Here is a 16,678-nt window from a genome sequence, read left to right on the forward strand (position 1 = left end):
AGCTTGAGGGAAATAGTTTGATAACATTTGCAAAAAGGTAGACTTACCAGCACCAATATTGCCCTCTATTAAGAATAATTGCTGCTGAGCTTGGTCCCCCGCTCATCAAATCAGGCATGCTTGTCTCAAACTGTCGACGAACTGTTGACGCTGCGCCAGCTCCCAAAGCTCGACCAACTTGAGCTCCAGTTTTACCTGTCACTTGACGCATACCCACAGCCTGGCTGCTAACCAGTAGACTGAGTACGCAAAATATATATTTTTGATTTGTAGACATTGCATGTTCCCTTTATTTTTTATCCCCCCACGGAGACCTATATTTCTACCCTAACAAAAGCGCTCAACCAAAAACAATGGTTTACCCCCCCCCTGAAAAAATGCCTTTCCAGAGCCAAAAACGCTCAGCTTTTACTTAAGAGACGAAAAAGCCGTGGTCACATATTTCTATGCACCACGGCTCTTTAAATGTTTTATTTTTGTAAATCGTTATTTTTTGCCAAACCAGCTTGAAGCTCTATATCTTGCGTGATCGCTAACATATTTAGCTTTGTGTGCTAAGCTCTCTTGAACTAATCTAGCTTTATCTGCGTAGCCGCTTTCCTCAAACTTTTGTTTTGTGCTTTCTGAAATTAATCTCCCCCTATCGCTCAAAGATCCCTCTGTCCATTCTTTTTGAAACTTAGCAGCTGCTTCTTCCTTCTGTTCTTTCATTCGAGCCTGATTTTCTGCATGTTGTGACTTTAAAGCATTAACAGCATTATCAATATCTGACTCATTAAGCTCTCTAGGCGAAATACTTCCAGCCTTTATATCTCCTCGCATTTTTTCTAGAAAATCTATCTTTTGCGGTATTTGATCAAACGGTAGCTTATTCTGCACCGCGATTGGAATATTTTTAATGCTTATTCGAGAAGAAGCAAATGTTTTAAAAGAGTTTGGGAATCTATTGACATCAGAGACATCACTATCTACAGGAGGTCGACGCCCTGCTTTAAGCATATCACTGAAGTGATCAGAATTTGGGTGACTTGCTGCATTACGCCAGTCTCTATCAGTTATAATTGTGTCTGGGTGCTTTTTAAGAACTTCTGCAATTATATTCCGAGGGTATTCTTTTTCCATCTGATCTTTATATCTTGGCATTGCATCTGCAAGGATTTTATACAAAGCCTTAGGGTCCTTCATTATGTCCTCTTTGAAATAGCCAATCACTTCATCATGTTTTGCTAGATCCTTTCGATCCATATTAGCACGATTAACATGCTTCGTCTTTTCAAATTCGTCCATTTCTTTCACTTGTTCCTGCGAAAAACCCAAACTATTATTAGAAAAATGTCGAGCAACTGGTGACACTACGCCAGCTCCCAAAGCTCGACCAACTGTAGCTCCCGTTCGAGAGGTCACTTGACGCATACCCACAGCCTGGCTGCTGACCAGCAGACTGAGAGCACATAATAGATATTTTTGATTTGTAGACATAAGACTTTCCCTTTATTTTTTTATCCCCCCACGGAGATCTATAATTTGTACTCTAGCAAAAGAGCTCAACCAAAAACAATGATTTACCCTGTTTCTTTTGCTTTCGCAACTTTTTCAGGCTTCGCCCCCCCCCTGGAAAAACGCCTTGCCAGAGCCAAAAGCGCTCAGATTTTACTTAAGAAATGAAAAAGCCCTGGTCTCATATTTCTGCGAAAGCCTATTTTTTTAAGTCTTAATTTTAAATCAATAATTCTTTTTGCATAAATCCACAAAAAAATTAAACTTGATTGCATGATAAACAACCATCAAGAGCAATCATGAACAAACATTTAAAATCATCACTCCTTCTAATTTTATTTTTCTTTTCACTAAACTTACTACCCGGTTTTGCCGCAGGTACCGCAGTCAAAATACCTGGTGGATACGCATCCATTGAACAACTTAAATCAGGCGACATTGTTTATTCAATCACCAAATCTGGTGATTGTTTTTTAAGCAAAGTAAAAAAAACAACATCCTATTTTTTATCGCGAGCTGTTTTGATTTCAATTGGCGACGACGTGATAGTTACAGCTCCTCAACAAAAATTTTATGATCCTGAAAAACATGTTTGGCGTAAGGCAAAGCATTTACCAAAATCAATGCCTTTACTTTCTGGCCATAAAAACATTGTAATCATTGATGAAATTGGGTTTCTTGATGGTGAGATTGAACTTTTTGACATTCAGCTTGACTATCAGCATACCTTTTTCATTGGCACACAAAACATCGTTGTACACAATTTCCCACCATTTTTTATAGGGTTCTCCATTGCTTTTGGTGGCGGAATCTCTTTTGAAGGTATTTACTTGGGAGTATGCATTGCTGGTTGGTGGCTTAGCACAAAATTGCTTAAACGTGACAAGGGCGAAAAATACAATCCTAAATTTTCTATGAGCAGCTCGCCTGCTTATGCTGGTGGACCAGATCCAGAAGATGATGATTGGTTTGAAAGACTAAAAAATAATTATGCTAAGAAAGCGCAATCTAAAAATTTTGGCAATATGTACAAAGATCCAAAAACAAATTTATGGTATTCCAAAGATCGTGGAGGCGCCAGAGCGCACGGTGGAGAACATTATAAGGTATTTAAAGAGACTGCCAAAGGTTTTGAATTCGTATTTGAAGTAGACAAGCTTGGTAACCAAATAAATAAGCACAAAGGTCCTATCGGCATGTTCATACCATATAGCGATATAATTTTTAAACAGTAAAAACATCTTAAAATTGAAAAGGTTACAATTTTTATTATGAATTACACAAAAATAAATAATTTGAATAATTTAGAAGAAATACTTAATCAAGACATCCTCATCACGGGAGATCTCAAACAGCAAAAAGAAGAAATTTATTATAACACTTATGAATTATCATTTGATAAGGATTTTATTAAGACCCTCTCGCTAAAAGATTTACATAATTTCATATTAAAATTAATCAAAAAGAGAACCGATCAAGTTATACTAACCAATAATGGACCAGCTACTTTCTATCTTTGGCACGATGAGCAATATTTAACTTTATGTTTTGATGTTCTATCGGGCGCTGATATTAAATTGCCATTTGGATTTAAGTTAAACTTTCTGGAAACGCCTCTTTCGATTTTAAAAAAATTTCACAATGCTGCGTATGATGATACTAACTATTTAACCTGGGAAAATTTAACTATTTTAAATCCTGGTGATCCTGGATTTGACGATGATGATGAATATGATAATTCAAAATATGTTCTTGATGTGTACGTAATCACTTTACCACAATCAACATTGTCAACTTTATTGAAAAGTTTTGTTTCTTAAAATAGCTTAAATTTATTATGCATTAACCCTAAGTTCTGCCTTGCCAGAGCCAACAAGAGATGGTTTTACTTAAGAAACAAAAAAGCCGTGGTCAAATATTTCTATTAACCACGGCTTTTTGAACTATTTTTTATCTTGCCTTACCACTTAGTTTGCATACACTAAAAATATTGATTTTTATTAAAAACTAAGGACAGATTATGTTTTCAAAAAAACAATCACTTCTGGCAACAAGCTTGCTATTTTTAGCTATTTTTATTGACAGCGCCACTCATGCTTGGTGCCCGAGCTCAAGCTCAAACCTCGATTGAAATAAACTCAAGCAACTTTGAAAAAGAAGTTTTACAAAGCAAACTACCAGTCATTTTAAAAGTATCTGCGACATGGTGCCCACCCTGCCAAAGATTAAAGCCACTCTTTGAACAAATAGCTCAAAAATTTCAAGATCAATGCACATTTGCCTCTATGGATTACGACTCAAATCTAAAGTTTGTTGAAAAACATAAAATTGATAGCGTTCCAACGTTTATGATTTATAACAATGGAAAACTGATTACAAAACAACCTGGCAGCCCAGCAAGCTTACAGTATCTAGAAAAATTTGTTTTAGACGTTTTAAAGCTTGTAGAAAATAACTAAACTTTTGCTACGACAAAAAACAAGCATAAAAAATGAGCCGAAATTAAATTTATAATTTCGGCTCATTTTTTTAAATCATTCTTCTATATTTTTTTTAGATAACGTAAACTATAAACATAGAAAAAACATTTTCCACAAAGAAAAATCAGGGGTTTTATGGAAAACATCAATGACATTATGTCATCTCAAATCGATCAACTTGCAACAGCTTTAGCAAAAGCACAAAATGAAATGTCAGTTGCTGCAAAAAATCAAAAAAATCCATTTTTTAAAAGCAGCTATGCAGACTTTGAAGCCATTATCAATGCTTCTCGCCCGTCCCTTACAAAATATGGTTTGAGCGTTGTTCAGCCGCCATTTATTTATGAAGACAGTAATTCATATTTGGTTACAATTTTAATGCATTCATCTGGTCAGTGGATTAAATCAAAAGCTAGACATAATCCACCAAAAGCTGATATTCAAAGCCTTTCAAGCTACAACACATATCTAAAGCGCATGTGTTATTCTTCTTTAGTTGGCGTTGCAACAGGTGAAGATGATGATGGCCAAGCAGCAGTTTCCTACACTCGGCCAAACAATCATTAAATCTTTTAAGCAGCTGCAGACTCTTCTGCTTGTAGTTTTGCTATTTTTGCTTTTATTTCTGCTTTTGTTTTTTTAGCAGGCTTGTGATGCTTTTTATCTTTTTTGTGCTTTTTATCTTTTTCGATCACCGGTGCTAATTTTTTTGTTTTTTCTTTTGCAGCCTTAGGATGCTTATCTTTCTTGTCATGCTTTTTATCTTTTTTATCAGCTGCAGGTGCTTTTTTTGCTACTGATTGTGCCACATTCGATTGAATCTGAAAACCGTTACTAGATCCAATATCTACACTAACCATACCAGCAAGAGAAGTCGTATATCTAATCCAAGAATCGCCTGCTTGAGGATTGTTTTCATTTAATATTGGAGTATTTGTATTTGTATAACGTTGCGTTGTAGCATCATAAGTCCAAGAAGTGATACATGGAAATGAATGTAAAGCTATTGGAGTAGTTTGATTTGAAAAATTGTAAGCTGCAACTGTAGCGTCATAGTTTGGTCCATTTAACGTAAGGCCTGCAGTCAGAACAATCACATTTCCCTTAGCAAGACTTTTGTTAACCGCTGCTAAAAATTTAGTAGCAGAATTAAGTGATCGAGCACCAAGCTGTAAAGCTGTTTGTGTTTTATCTGTAAATCCTAGGTAGTAATTTAGTCCTGTGAGTGCTTGACCAGATGGCAAAATTGATTTCGTCGCAAAAACATTTGTTGGATATGGCGCTGGAACTACTGCAACTGGAGCTGCTACTGTTTTAACAGCAGTTAATGTATTTCCAGACCCTTTAATATTAAATACATTTTTAGCGCCTACTAATTGTGTTGGAGTATTAAACCAATCTACAGCTCCAGATGATGATAAAATATGATTGATCATCAAAGTTGGATTTGCTTGAGATGTCGTAAATTGCCTAAAGCCTAGAATATTTTGTTGATTATCACGCAAAACCATTTCATAGTTTTGATTCGATAGCAAGCTAACATGAATATCAATACCATTTTTTATAGCAGATTTGGGAACAGATATCATCCACTTATCAGATCCATCACCATTATCAATTGACCAAGCTTTTTCAAGATATGGCGCAAATGTTGCTACATCTTGTACTAAATTTCTAACACCTGAAAAATTTATATTCAACCCATTCCATATCAAGTCACAGTACCCTGGATAGTCAATACTTGGAAGATTTCTAGCTACCACAACAAGATTGGTATCTCCATTCTTACCAACTGCAAATTGATTATAATTAGGTGACTGCGAAAGATAATTAACCCCCCAATAAAATTGAATGACTCTTGTAAATGTTTGAGTGCCTAATAATCCTGACATATTAGAGGTTAATACAGGAATCAAACCAATAAATTTACCATTTCTGACCCTAAAAGCATAAAAATATAGCGCTGCTGGAGCTGCGCCAGAAATAGCATTTAAGCCTTCCATGGTAAGAATTGGAATCAATGCTGATTCATTATAATAAACAGGAATAAAGCGTATTCCAGCACTCCAATCTTCTATCTGCAAGGTGAAAAACGAACTTGAAAATGATCCAACCTCATTATAAGAAACACCCTCCGTAATATTTGTTGAATTTCCAGCCATTATTCCTCCACCATATACATCGCCACCACCCCAATTCAATAGATGGATTGCAATTTGTTGTTCATCTCCCGCCATACACTGAAAAAAATATAGACTTTCACGATTGGTTGGAAAAGCTCCTGGAGTAACAACATCATAAATATCAGTGGCCAACACTTTTTGCTTCATAGAATCTATATCAAAACCAAACTCTAAATGTTCGTATCCTGGATCAAAGACGGTATTACCATTGGCATCTTGCGCTGTATAAACTAAGGACAAGTCAGAAGAAAGAGCTAGGCTAGTTGCATAAACATCAGTACCAATAACGCTGTCAAGAACTGTACCTGAAGCTAAGTTTGCAGATTGATCAACGACTGCAAGCAAAGACTTATCCGTATCAAAATAATGCAAAGCATTTAAATATCCATAAGGCTCAGCAACATAATTAATCATTAGATCATAATACTCTTTAGCCGCTCCAGCATTTTTCCCAGCTATGTAATTTGAATATGACTGAATATATGTAGCATATGGTAAATTTAATGAAGTACCTGATTGCAATATCTTTCTTGGCAAGACTAAAAGAGGAACAACATGGGCAGAAACTTCATTTAAAATATGAACGTTTTTAATTGATACTAAATAAGTATCATTAAGAGATGCATACTCTGATACCTTATCTACCGTTGACGTAGAACCATTAGAAACTGTTCCCTTAGCTTCAAACACAAGCCCCATTAAATTGATTTCTAATATCAAAGTATAAATATTTGTAATATTTGTAAGATTTAAAACCTGAATTCTTTGCTCAGCAGCATTAAGAGGCTTAGACGAATCAGTAGATACTGTCTCAACTACTAAATATTGATCACTGCTGGTTGCTGCTAATTGCCCAACCCCAGGCAAAGAATTCGTTCCATTCTTTAAAAAAGCACCTCCTTGTGCTGTAGATATATTTGTCATATGAGTAGACAGCTGAGCACCAGTAAGCACCCTAAGCCTAACTTGCGATGATTGAGCTCCAGACTTAGGGACGAATGTAATATCTGAAGTGACAGATGTAGTTCCCGTAGACGAAATAAGCGAAGCTAAATGAAGGGCAACGTCATTCATTCCAGGCTTTAAAACATCAATAATCACGCTATTTTGCATGACTAGAAAATCTAAGCCTGTATTATTTTCAACGCCTAAAACCACACCAGAATCTGCACTTGTTCCTGAAAAAGTTGCATTTGCCATATTACAACATGAACTAAGTCTAGTCCCTGCCGGAGAAAAATGCTGTGTTACATAATTATGCATGTAACCGCCAACATCATTTGGTATTCTCGCTACACCAGTAGATGCTGTTATCAAAGAAGGTAATGTTGTAGATGCATGCATACTCAAGAAATTTGTAAAAAAAGCATATCCAATAAAGAAATATATAGATTTTAGCGAAGGCTTCATGTTTTTCTCCTTTTAAAGAAAATTAAAGTACTGCGTATTTTATATTTAACAATAATCCAACACTAATCTTTTTTATCACTTAATAATAACTTTCTTTGATTTCAAACTTTGTATGGAGAGATGGCTGAGTGGTCGAAAGCGGCGGTCTTGAAAACCGTTATCTCGTTAATCCGGGATCGAGGGTTCGAATCCCTCTCTCTCCTCCATACTTCACCAAAAATTAATCGACTTCTGCAATTTTTCAATAACTTCTTATTTCAAAGCCTTTGATGCTAAAATTAAAACCAACATTTATTGGTTTATTTTTTTGCCTAATTTTTAACAGAACTTCATTCTTCTTTAAATTTATTTACAAAACTTTAATTACTCTTAATCTTTGGAGTAGTTAGATATTTACAAAATATTAAAGGAAAATTAATGAAAAAAATTATGATTCCATTGTTCTTATTTACAATAATAGTTACAAAAATATCCTTTGCGAGCGAGCAAACACCTAATCACGAATTACCTACAAGCAATGACTCTATTGAACTTAAAACTGGGATATTTATTATTAATGCAACCAGTCAAAAACTTAATCCCACAGATTTAAAGAAACAAACAAACCCAATTGAAGTAGCTCGACTCATTGGCAGCATCATAAATAACAATTCTGGACTGTCAAACTGTATTGCTACAAGTACAAAAGGACCAATGTTTCAAACATTGAAACTAACATTTGAAAAACAAGAACAAACTAATACATTACATGATCAAGTCACTATAACCTATAAAAGATTAACTCGCGGCCTAATAGAAGCAAAACCAAATAAAGCCTCTATCTTTAATGAACTTGGGCTTATATCTGAAGAAGCATTAGGGACAAAGTCACCTATGTCTGCAGCTCTTGCAGTATCATTAGAAATCCTTAGCTCTACCAAGCAAGAAACAGATGAGACAATAAGAATTAAAGCAAGAGACATTAAAAAAATTTCAGACATTATGCATGCCTTAAAAAACGGCAGTTTCCAATGGAACCATACCCAAAAATTTACAAAAATTGAGACTGAAGATGACCTATAAACATCTAAGATAAGAAAATAGCTGAAATACTGGATCAACTATAAACCCTCTTACACAGAGTAAAAAATGAATAAAATACTTATTGCCTACCTTTCCTCACTGGTAACCCTTGTGGCAATTGATTTCTTATGGCTTAGTCTGATGAGTAAAAACTTTTATGCTCCACTTCTAGGAAGTTTACTCGCAAAAAAGATTCAAATAGCGCCTATCATTCTTTTTTACCTACTCTACGCACTGGGAATAACCATATTTATTATGATTCCTTGCATAGAACAATCTTATAGCTCAGCTAAACTATTTTGCCTTGGTGCTTTCCTTGGAACAGTTGCATACGGTGCATACGATCTTACCAACCAGGCAACACTACAAAATTGGTCAACAACCTTAACCATTGTTGATATGGCCTGGGGCAGTATCTTAACAGGAACAACAGCTATTATCGCAAGAAGAATTATAGATCGTTTTATATAATATTAGCTCTTCTTCAATTTTTTAAATTTATCAAGAATTCGAACCCTAGAAAAATTTAAATCAACAATTGGAAATGGATAATTTACACCCAATTCTACTTTTGCTTTTTTTAAAATATCCTCTGAAGCTAGCCAAGGAGTGTGTAAATATTTAGTCGGCAACAATGAAAGTTCGGGTAGAAATTTTTTAATATATGCGCCAGTAGCATCAAATTTTTTGCCCTGCAAAATTGGATTAAATATTCTAAAATATGGAGAAGCGTCATAACCACAACCAGCAACCCATTGCCAATTAAAACTATTGCTTGCCAGATCTGCATCTACCAATTTTTTCCAAAACCAATCTTGTCCCTGATGCCAATGAATCATTAAATTTTTAACCAAAAAGGAAGCCGCTACCATACGCATACGATTATGCATAGAGCCAGTCTCTAACAATTCCTTCATTGCAGCATCTATAATTGGATAACCAGTCTCTCCTTTTTGCCAAGCTTCTAAGCTCTTTTTATCATAACTCCAACTCAACACATCAAATTTTTTCTGCAAATTTTTACTTGGCATCGACGGATTATGATACAAAACATTATATGCAAACTCTCTCCACACAAGCTCTTTTAGAAAACAACTTATATTGCTTTTAGATGAATATTGATGCCCATCTTTTAAAACAGTATGCCAAATTTCATTGGGGGAAATTTCACCAAAATGAATATGGGCTGATAATCCCGAGACTGCTTTTCGATCTGGAAAGTCCCTTCCCTCTTGATAATCATGCAAACGATTTTCAATAAAAGAGTGCAGCACTTTTCCTGCCTGTTTTTCACCAGGAGTCCAGATATTTTTTAATTGACGAGCTAAATCTTTATCCTGTACCAAATTAAAATCCATTACCGATAAACTATCTACATGCTCAGACAATAGTTTTTTTACATTAAACATAGGAAGTGGCTTTCTTGGAGACTCTGCTTTTAAACATCCGTTTTTATAAAATGGAGTAAATACCTTGTAAGGAGTTCCGTCACTTTTAACGATCTTTTCTGCTTCCCACATCAAAGATCCATTAAAAGACTGAACACTAACACCCATTTCTGTTAATTTTTTTTCTAGCTCTTTTTCTTGCTTAATAGACCACGGCTCGTAGCATTTGTTCCAGTAAACCGCTGACACTTTATGCTTTTTTGCTAAAGAAATTAATTTTGTAACACTATCTGCTTTATACAAACCAAGCTTTTCATGAAAACTTTTTTGCAATGAAAGTAATGAATTATGTAGCCACCACTTTGATGAGTCTGCCATCGCAAAGTCACCAGCCATAGACTGATCAAAAATATAGACTGGAAAAACAGCACCTTTTTGTGATGCTGCATATAAAGCCGGATTATCATGCAACCTAAGATCTTGCCTCATCCAAACAATAATAAGATCCATACTCTCTACCTTTTTTACAAAAACTTATGTGCAATTATCACTACATATATTTATACCAAAAAAAACATATTTTACTCAACAAAAAAGGCTTCCCGATAAAAGGAAGCCTTTTTATATTTTTAACTAAATTAATCCATTGCTGGAAAACTTATAGTCAACTTACGCGTTATTTCTACCGCTTGTTGAGCCTTCAGAAAAGTTACGTTTTCCAGAAGAGAATGAGCTACTTGCGTTGCTTCTTCCTTTAGGTGATTTACCACCAGAAAAACTTGATGACTTATCTTTATTAAAAGCACTACCATAAGTTGAAACACCAGCAGCACGAGGCTTAGAGCTACGTCTAAATTCTCCTGATGAACGATTTTCATCTGATCCGCCTTCAAAACGACGACCTTCTGAGCGTCCTTCTGAACGATTTTCAGAGCGAGGAGCACCGTAAGATGAACGACCTTCTGATCTGCCTTCAGATCTTGGAGCACCATAAGAAGATCTACCTTCTGATGAACGTCCTTCAGATGATCCGCCTTCTGCTCGAGGAGCATAAGAAGATCTACCTTCATATGATCTTTCTCCGCCAAATGATGAACGACCTTCTGAGCGTCCTTCTGATGATCTTTCACCACCAAATGAACGTCCACCTGATCTACCACCAAATGATGAGCGACCACCTGATCTGCGATCATCTGATCTACGATCGTCTGATCCACGTGAGCCAAAACGACTTCCGCCTGAATTGCTACGTCCAGCACCATAATTATCATCTCTTGAACGATGATTTTGCTGTGGCTGATCACCAGTTTTCATAAAGCGTTCAATTGCACGCCACAATTTATCTTCTTTGTTTGTAATAAAGTTGATTGCAGAACCTTTTGCACCAGCACGAGCTGTTCTACCAATACGGTGAATATAATCTTCAGGGCACTGTGGCAAATCATGGTTGATAACGTGTTGGATATGAGGAACGTCAAGTCCACGAGCAGCAACATCAGTTGCAACAAGTACGCGGAATTTGCTTTCTCTAAATCCTTTAATAACAGAATCACGTTTGTTTTGACGCAAGTTACCATGAATAGCTTCTGCTTCAAAATTGTCACGATATAATCTGTCAGCAATATTTTTTGCGTTTTGTTTTGTTTTCACAAAAATAACAACAGAACCTTCGCGAGTATCAAGTTCTTTGATCAATTGACCATATTTTTCTGCATCTTGAATACGGATAGATTCTTGTGTGATTGTAGAAACTGGCATCAAGCTTGATCCGATTTCGATACGTTCTGGATTTTTTAGATATTTTGCAGCCATTTGCATAATGTTTCTTGGCATTGTAGCTGAAAACATCAATGTTTGAATTGGAGTTGGCAAAAATTCAACAATGCTGTCGATCTGACGTCCAAATCCCATGTCAAGCATACGATCTGTTTCATCAAGAACTAAGAATGTTGTTTTATCGATTTGTAATGTTTGGCGCTCTAAGTGATCATTGATTCGACCAGGAGTACCAACAACAATACGAGGGCTTCTTCTTAACTGGCGATATTGATGAGGCATAGCTTCACCACCAATTAAAAGAGCTGTGTTGATTGTGCTTTTTTTGCCTAAAATTTGTTGAATTGCTGCTAAAACTTGAACAGCAAGTTCACGAGTTGGAGTTAATACCAACGCGCTATGAATTTCATTGTTAAGAATTTTTGATACTAAAGGAATTGCAAATGCACCAGTTTTACCGGTTCCTGTTTGCGCAGATCCTAAAATATCTTTGCCTTCTAGGGCTAAAGGAATTGCTTTTACTTGAATTGGAGTTGGGGTAACAAAACCCATTTGAGTCAAAGACTCTAAAAGTTGAGGCGAAAGACCATTGAACTGTGTAAAATCAGTCATCTTTTGGTTCCTAATTATTAAGGAGGATTAGTATGTTTCTCACAGCAATATCCCACTTAATAACACAGGCTGACAGCACATTTATTAAAAAATCTGTCACCAACAAAGGCACCCGATTTCCTAACTGCCTATGGTATTTTGAAATACCTTATCGACGTATTTTGATTTGATTTGGTTAGGTTCCGAAACTTTATTGAATAAGGCCATTCAGTCAATTGACTCAGCGGGCCTAAGCGTTTTATTCAAGGGAATATAAACTATATACTTATATAATACCCTGCCCTACATTTAATTGCAAGGGGAATAGAAAAAAGTGATTATTAAAGGTTTTCTGCCTGTGCTTAAAAATTAGACTAACACTGTCAAGGAAAAACCATCACCAACTACAATGTTTTTTAGACAACTCGCTTTCCACAGCACTCAACCATCAAGTCGGTAAATTGCAAGCAGGCCAAGCATAGCGTTTCAAATTTTCCAGTGTTTAACGAAAAATACCAACCATGAACAGAAACTTTTTTAGCTTTAACTCGACTAGCAACCATCTCATGAGAAAGTAAATTTTTACAAGAAAGTAAAATGTTTAGCTTTTCAAATTCAGCAGCATTTTCTTTATCGTATGGCTTATCTAAAATCCGTTCAAGCTCATGCTCGCGCTTGTCGTATTCAAACGGAACAGCTCCAAATCGATGCAAAGCTTTAAGGGCAAGCATTTCAACCCCTGCACAATGCTGATGCCCCATAACAATTATGTCAGAGACCTCAAACCCGCACAAAGCCACTTCGAGTGCAATAACTATCGAATTTGGGCCATCATCACGATGCGGCACGACATTTGCCACGTTTCTTTCTACAAAGATGTCCCCTGGCTGCGCGCTGACCAGAAGAGCTGGATCAACCCTAGAATCGCAACACGCAACAAACATTATATTTGGCTTATTTTTTTTAAACATTTTTTTATACAATGACTGTTTTGTAAAGTATTGTTCAAAAAATTTATAGTAGCCTTCAATAATTTTTTTCATAACAACTCCGCTTATAAAATTACTCTTTTTAATTATTTCATTTTCAATTTAAGATCCACAGTAACAGCCTGTTTTACCTATTTTTAGACAGTGCTTACATCCAGGACCGGTACATCTTAATCTTTTGTCATTCTTCTTTACAACCTTAATTAAATCATCAATTTGCTTGAGCCATTGCTTAGCTGTTTGCTTAGAAATCGTACGAATCAAAATTGGCTGATAAGTTTTCATCCACTCAGAATATTTTATAAAAGTTTCACCACTGCCAGGCTTTGAATAATACCATGGATAAACCGGTGTCAGTTCAAAAATTATATTTCCGTGCTCATCATTATATAGCCAGGAAGCAGGCGTATCTATATCATGAGACGTTTCAAATAAAGTATATTTATAACCAATCCATGGTATTCCAGTATCTTCATTGCCATAGACTAAATCTTTACGATCATTTTTTTTAAGGTACTTACACCATTGATACCCAAGCAAAGAAATTTGTCCATTGTTGTAAAGAGATGGATGTAGCCTTGATTTTTCATTAATCGCTTTTTTAATCGTATATTTAAACTCTTCGACTACATGGTCAAAGCAATCTTGTGCCAACTCATACTTTTTTTCACCTGAAAAATGAATATTTATAAAATCATATAATACAATTGCATCAATCGGCTCATTAATTACAATCGCTTCTTTTTTTGTCTCATCAATATTAAACCGCAGTAAGCTCATTTAGGTTCCATTGTTATTTTTTGCATCTTTAATAATTTTACCTTTGTTATCTTTGACCATCCCTGAACCTATTAATGCATTTTGCATCTTAGGTGTTAGCCCAACCAGGGCTCCCTTCTTACCCCAGAGCCTATGATGTCCATGATAAACTCCTGGCGACGTTTGATCAAAAACAATATATTTACCACCATAAACAACTACTCTCTGTTTTTTTTCTTTGTCGCTCTTATTTTCTACTTCCACAGAGGCGTCTAATGCTTTTTGACCATCATGCCAACTTGGTCCAGTACTTTTACAGCCTGGCGTTGCATATTCTGGGTGATATGGCGCTGGAATAAAATATCCATTCGGGCCTTTTGGTGGAGGATCGCATGAAATAGTTCCACAATCTTTTCCAGGGCTATGCTGACTTATTGGATAATTGTGCACAGGACTAATATTTTTACCGATTGGTAGCTGAGCACTTCTGCTTTCAGAAAAAATTATATTGCTAGCATCAGCCTGCTCTTTTGGTGGGCAAACTAAAGAAATATTTGATTGCAAGTTTGCATGATTGCACGGCCTTAAAAGCTCTTGAGGCACAACCTTGCCAGGACAACTACCGTAAGATACAGCCGCAGGATTTTCTTTATCATCACCAGAAATAGATGAGCCAACCTCACATGATTTTCCACCGGCTGGAGTATGAACATAAGCCTGAGTTTTCCATCCAGGTTTATTTTGAGATGAACAGCTACGAAGGCCTATCGCAACAAGCCCAACAATGCATGCTTGCCAAAAAGCTTCAAACGTCATAACTCCACAACCCCATGCAATCGAAAAGCCAATGGTCAATTGTAAAAAATTATGCACAACAATGTCACGATCACCAATGCAGAAAGTGTGAACATCTTTTAATCGAATATCAAAGATTTCTATGGGCTCATATATTTTTTTAACTGATCGAACATACAAAACATCATTCATTCCAGAAAGAAGAGGTATATCTTTTTGTATATGCTTAGCCTTGATCCATCTATTTTCTATTGGATTATAAAATCTTTGTCCTGTCACAGAAATAATTACCGAGTCATCAATTTCAATGAGCATATACTTATGCCAGGTGTATGAAGCCACTTGAACGACAGATGTTATGGCACAGTGTCCATCAGGCTTGATTGCAAAAACTAAATCACCAATCTTTATCTTCTCAATAGATTTATACCCACCAGGAATTTTAACCTGAGTGCCAGAAGGAAAACCCGCAAATATAAATGCAGGAAAGACAAAAAGTAAAGCATACAAAAGAGTAGATAACTTCACAAAGCTACCCCGTTTATAAAATTATGAAACTAAAAAACGTTGCTCGTGGCCAAGAAGCCATGACTTGCGATCAATCCCTTGAGAATATCCACCCAAACAGCCATCACTACGAACAATCCTATGACAAGGAATAACCAAAAGTAAAACGTTGCTTTGGTTTGCAGCACCAACTGCACGACTAGCGCCAGGTTTGCCAATCTCTTTTGCAATCTGTCCATACGTTTTTATTTGACCATATGGAATAGACTGAATGCATTGTAAAACATCTGCAAAAAACTTAGTGCGAGCAACACAATCTACGAAGTAACCTTTGAGCTCTTTTATAATCAACTCCAAAACTGGATTTATACTTTTTACAGCTGTCAAAGACAGCTCCTCTGTCCACTCATCTTGGCGATCATCATCAACAAAAAACAAGGCCAAAAGAGCTACGTCATTTGCTATTGCGACCATTGTTCCAATAGGCGTATCTACAAAAGTGAAATAATCTGAAATCTTATTGTTGCTTGATCCAGCGGGCAAGCCACAGGAAACAAGTGAGGGCGATGTTTCTTCTAGCAACATCCTTTACCTCTAGATTGCTTTTCTTTTTCATTTTCTTCAGTCAAAACATGAAGCAAATCAAGTTGCGCTACCCATGATTTTAAAGCCTGCTCGTCAATTGTTTTATTATAAAAGCGCTGCATAAAAGAACTAACGCTCAAAGAAAAATTATCACATTTATCAATAGAAATTGCCAAAGAAAACGAATCAAAATCTTTGTCATCATCTTGGCAACCATCATTATAATCATCACCATCGAACCCATGATCGTCTTGGCAGCAATCATCAAATTTTTTACCATCATCATCTCCAAAAGCATAGAGCTCTTGTTTTTTATTGATAACGCCTTCTAAGCCTTTTTTTAAACCATCAAGGTCTTTTACCTGAAAGCTATCATTTACAATAACCTTTTTATCGCCAACTTGAAAAACCATTGATACTAAATCACAGCAAACAATAGTTTCTAATGTTGCCGTTTGCGAGAAAACATTTAAATGCTCATCTTGATTTAACCGTAAAGACAAAATTTGATTCATAAAATGATCCAATATAATAATTTAATTGTTTAAATATTTAGATAAATTGAGCAGCTACAAGGCTTAGAATATCATAATTGCTGATCAACTTCACCAACATTTTTACACAAGGCTGATTATAAAATCATGACATTTGACAAA

16 protein-coding genes and 1 tRNA gene are annotated in these 16,678 nt (G+C 35.9%); 7 read left to right on the top strand and 10 right to left on the bottom strand.

The annotated features are described in order from the left end of the window. Nucleotides 1-43 precede the first annotated feature (43 nt). Nucleotides 44-277, bottom strand: a complete 234-nt coding sequence (locus tag NTU89_00280) for a hypothetical protein (protein ID MCX5922985.1) — start codon at nucleotides 275-277, stop codon at nucleotides 44-46. Nucleotides 278-486: 209 nt separating this feature from the next. Next, nucleotides 487-1,479 (bottom strand): hypothetical protein, encoded by a 993-nt coding sequence (locus tag NTU89_00285; GenBank protein MCX5922986.1) that lies wholly within the window; start codon nucleotides 1,477-1,479, stop codon nucleotides 487-489. Between the two features lie 317 nt (nucleotides 1,480-1,796). Here NTU89_00285 and NTU89_00290 point away from each other — a divergent pair, with 317 nt between their 5' ends. The 4 genes from NTU89_00290 (at nucleotide 1,797) to NTU89_00305 (ending at nucleotide 4,544) form a co-directional block, all read left to right on the top strand. Continuing rightward, nucleotides 1,797-2,732 (top strand): Hint domain-containing protein, encoded by a 936-nt coding sequence (locus NTU89_00290; GenBank protein ID MCX5922987.1) that lies wholly within the window; start codon nucleotides 1,797-1,799, stop codon nucleotides 2,730-2,732. Nucleotides 2,733-2,768: 36 nt separating this feature from the next. Continuing rightward, complete coding sequence (locus NTU89_00295) at nucleotides 2,769-3,317, top strand: hypothetical protein (GenBank protein MCX5922988.1); 549 nt, start codon at nucleotides 2,769-2,771, stop codon at nucleotides 3,315-3,317. A gap of 273 nt (nucleotides 3,318-3,590) precedes the next feature. Continuing rightward, on the top strand, nucleotides 3,591-3,956 hold the full coding sequence (locus tag NTU89_00300; GenBank protein MCX5922989.1) for a thioredoxin family protein: 366 nt from the start codon (nucleotides 3,591-3,593) through the stop codon (nucleotides 3,954-3,956). A gap of 156 nt (nucleotides 3,957-4,112) precedes the next feature. After that, on the top strand, nucleotides 4,113-4,544 hold the full coding sequence (locus tag NTU89_00305; protein ID MCX5922990.1) for an ERF family protein: 432 nt from the start codon (nucleotides 4,113-4,115) through the stop codon (nucleotides 4,542-4,544). Nucleotides 4,545-4,549: 5 nt separating this feature from the next. Here NTU89_00305 and NTU89_00310 read toward each other — a convergent pair whose 3' ends face one another. Further along, nucleotides 4,550-7,570 (bottom strand): hypothetical protein, encoded by a 3,021-nt coding sequence (locus NTU89_00310; protein MCX5922991.1) that lies wholly within the window; start codon nucleotides 7,568-7,570, stop codon nucleotides 4,550-4,552. Nucleotides 7,571-7,684: 114 nt separating this feature from the next. On the opposite strand from NTU89_00310, the gene NTU89_00315 reads away from it, so the two are divergent. The 3 genes from NTU89_00315 to NTU89_00325 all read left to right on the top strand — a co-directional run bounded on the left by NTU89_00315 (nucleotide 7,685) and on the right by NTU89_00325 (nucleotide 9,103). Next, nucleotides 7,685-7,776: transfer RNA gene (locus NTU89_00315), tRNA-Ser, on the top strand. A 211-nt stretch (nucleotides 7,777-7,987) separates the two neighbouring features. Then, a complete protein-coding gene (locus NTU89_00320; GenBank protein MCX5922992.1) occupies nucleotides 7,988-8,632 on the top strand; it encodes a hypothetical protein in 645 nt (214 codons plus the stop codon). Nucleotides 8,633-8,698: 66 nt separating this feature from the next. Continuing rightward, on the top strand, nucleotides 8,699-9,103 hold the full coding sequence (locus NTU89_00325; protein MCX5922993.1) for a DUF2177 family protein: 405 nt from the start codon (nucleotides 8,699-8,701) through the stop codon (nucleotides 9,101-9,103). A gap of 2 nt (nucleotides 9,104-9,105) precedes the next feature. On the opposite strand, the gene NTU89_00330 is transcribed toward NTU89_00325, so the two are convergent. The 7 genes from NTU89_00330 to NTU89_00360 all read right to left on the bottom strand — a co-directional run bounded on the left by NTU89_00330 (nucleotide 9,106) and on the right by NTU89_00360 (nucleotide 16,537). After that, nucleotides 9,106-10,530 (bottom strand): deoxyribodipyrimidine photo-lyase, encoded by a 1,425-nt coding sequence (locus NTU89_00330; protein ID MCX5922994.1) that lies wholly within the window; start codon nucleotides 10,528-10,530, stop codon nucleotides 9,106-9,108. A gap of 159 nt (nucleotides 10,531-10,689) precedes the next feature. Next, on the bottom strand, nucleotides 10,690-12,408 hold the full coding sequence (locus NTU89_00335; protein ID MCX5922995.1) for a DEAD/DEAH box helicase: 1,719 nt from the start codon (nucleotides 12,406-12,408) through the stop codon (nucleotides 10,690-10,692). A 395-nt stretch (nucleotides 12,409-12,803) separates the two neighbouring features. Next, nucleotides 12,804-13,430, bottom strand: coding sequence for a hypothetical protein (locus NTU89_00340; protein MCX5922996.1), 627 nt, complete (start codon nucleotides 13,428-13,430; stop codon nucleotides 12,804-12,806). Nucleotides 13,431-13,478: 48 nt separating this feature from the next. Then, entirely contained in the window at nucleotides 13,479-14,156 is a 678-nt protein-coding gene (locus NTU89_00345; protein ID MCX5922997.1) for a hypothetical protein, read from the bottom strand. Beyond that, nucleotides 14,157-15,458 (bottom strand): polymorphic toxin-type HINT domain-containing protein, encoded by a 1,302-nt coding sequence (locus NTU89_00350; GenBank protein MCX5922998.1) that lies wholly within the window; start codon nucleotides 15,456-15,458, stop codon nucleotides 14,157-14,159. A 21-nt stretch (nucleotides 15,459-15,479) separates the two neighbouring features. Further along, nucleotides 15,480-16,022: a methylated-DNA--[protein]-cysteine S-methyltransferase gene (locus NTU89_00355; GenBank protein MCX5922999.1), complete on the bottom strand. Its 543-nt coding sequence runs from the start codon at nucleotides 16,020-16,022 to the stop codon at nucleotides 15,480-15,482. Continuing rightward, nucleotides 16,013-16,537, bottom strand: coding sequence for a hypothetical protein (locus NTU89_00360; GenBank protein MCX5923000.1), 525 nt, complete (start codon nucleotides 16,535-16,537; stop codon nucleotides 16,013-16,015). Before NTU89_00360 ends, NTU89_00355 begins: the two co-directional genes overlap by 10 nt. Nucleotides 16,538-16,678: the final 141 nt, after the last annotated feature.

It is taken from the genome of Candidatus Dependentiae bacterium (genome assembly GCA_026389065.1).
Taxonomy (GTDB): domain Bacteria; phylum Babelota; class Babeliae; order Babelales; family Chromulinivoraceae; genus JACPFN01.

Coding starts and splice junctions, on each gene's coding strand:
- NTU89_00280 (MCX5922985.1), bottom strand. CDS start 277: ATGTCTACAAATCAAAAATATATATTTTGCGTACTCAGTCTACTGGTT.
- NTU89_00285 (MCX5922986.1), bottom strand. CDS start 1,479: ATGTCTACAAATCAAAAATATCTATTATGTGCTCTCAGTCTGCTGGTC.
- NTU89_00290 (MCX5922987.1), top strand. CDS start 1,797: ATGAACAAACATTTAAAATCATCACTCCTTCTAATTTTATTTTTCTTT.
- NTU89_00295 (MCX5922988.1), top strand. CDS start 2,769: ATGAATTACACAAAAATAAATAATTTGAATAATTTAGAAGAAATACTT.
- NTU89_00300 (MCX5922989.1), top strand. CDS start 3,591: ATGCTTGGTGCCCGAGCTCAAGCTCAAACCTCGATTGAAATAAACTCA.
- NTU89_00305 (MCX5922990.1), top strand. CDS start 4,113: ATGGAAAACATCAATGACATTATGTCATCTCAAATCGATCAACTTGCA.
- NTU89_00310 (MCX5922991.1), bottom strand. CDS start 7,570: ATGAAGCCTTCGCTAAAATCTATATATTTCTTTATTGGATATGCTTTT.
- NTU89_00320 (MCX5922992.1), top strand. CDS start 7,988: ATGAAAAAAATTATGATTCCATTGTTCTTATTTACAATAATAGTTACA.
- NTU89_00325 (MCX5922993.1), top strand. CDS start 8,699: ATGAATAAAATACTTATTGCCTACCTTTCCTCACTGGTAACCCTTGTG.
- NTU89_00330 (MCX5922994.1), bottom strand. CDS start 10,530: ATGGATCTTATTATTGTTTGGATGAGGCAAGATCTTAGGTTGCATGAT.
- NTU89_00335 (MCX5922995.1), bottom strand. CDS start 12,408: ATGACTGATTTTACACAGTTCAATGGTCTTTCGCCTCAACTTTTAGAG.
- NTU89_00340 (MCX5922996.1), bottom strand. CDS start 13,430: ATGAAAAAAATTATTGAAGGCTACTATAAATTTTTTGAACAATACTTT.
- NTU89_00345 (MCX5922997.1), bottom strand. CDS start 14,156: ATGAGCTTACTGCGGTTTAATATTGATGAGACAAAAAAAGAAGCGATT.
- NTU89_00355 (MCX5922999.1), bottom strand. CDS start 16,022: ATGTTGCTAGAAGAAACATCGCCCTCACTTGTTTCCTGTGGCTTGCCC.
- NTU89_00360 (MCX5923000.1), bottom strand. CDS start 16,537: ATGAATCAAATTTTGTCTTTACGGTTAAATCAAGATGAGCATTTAAAT.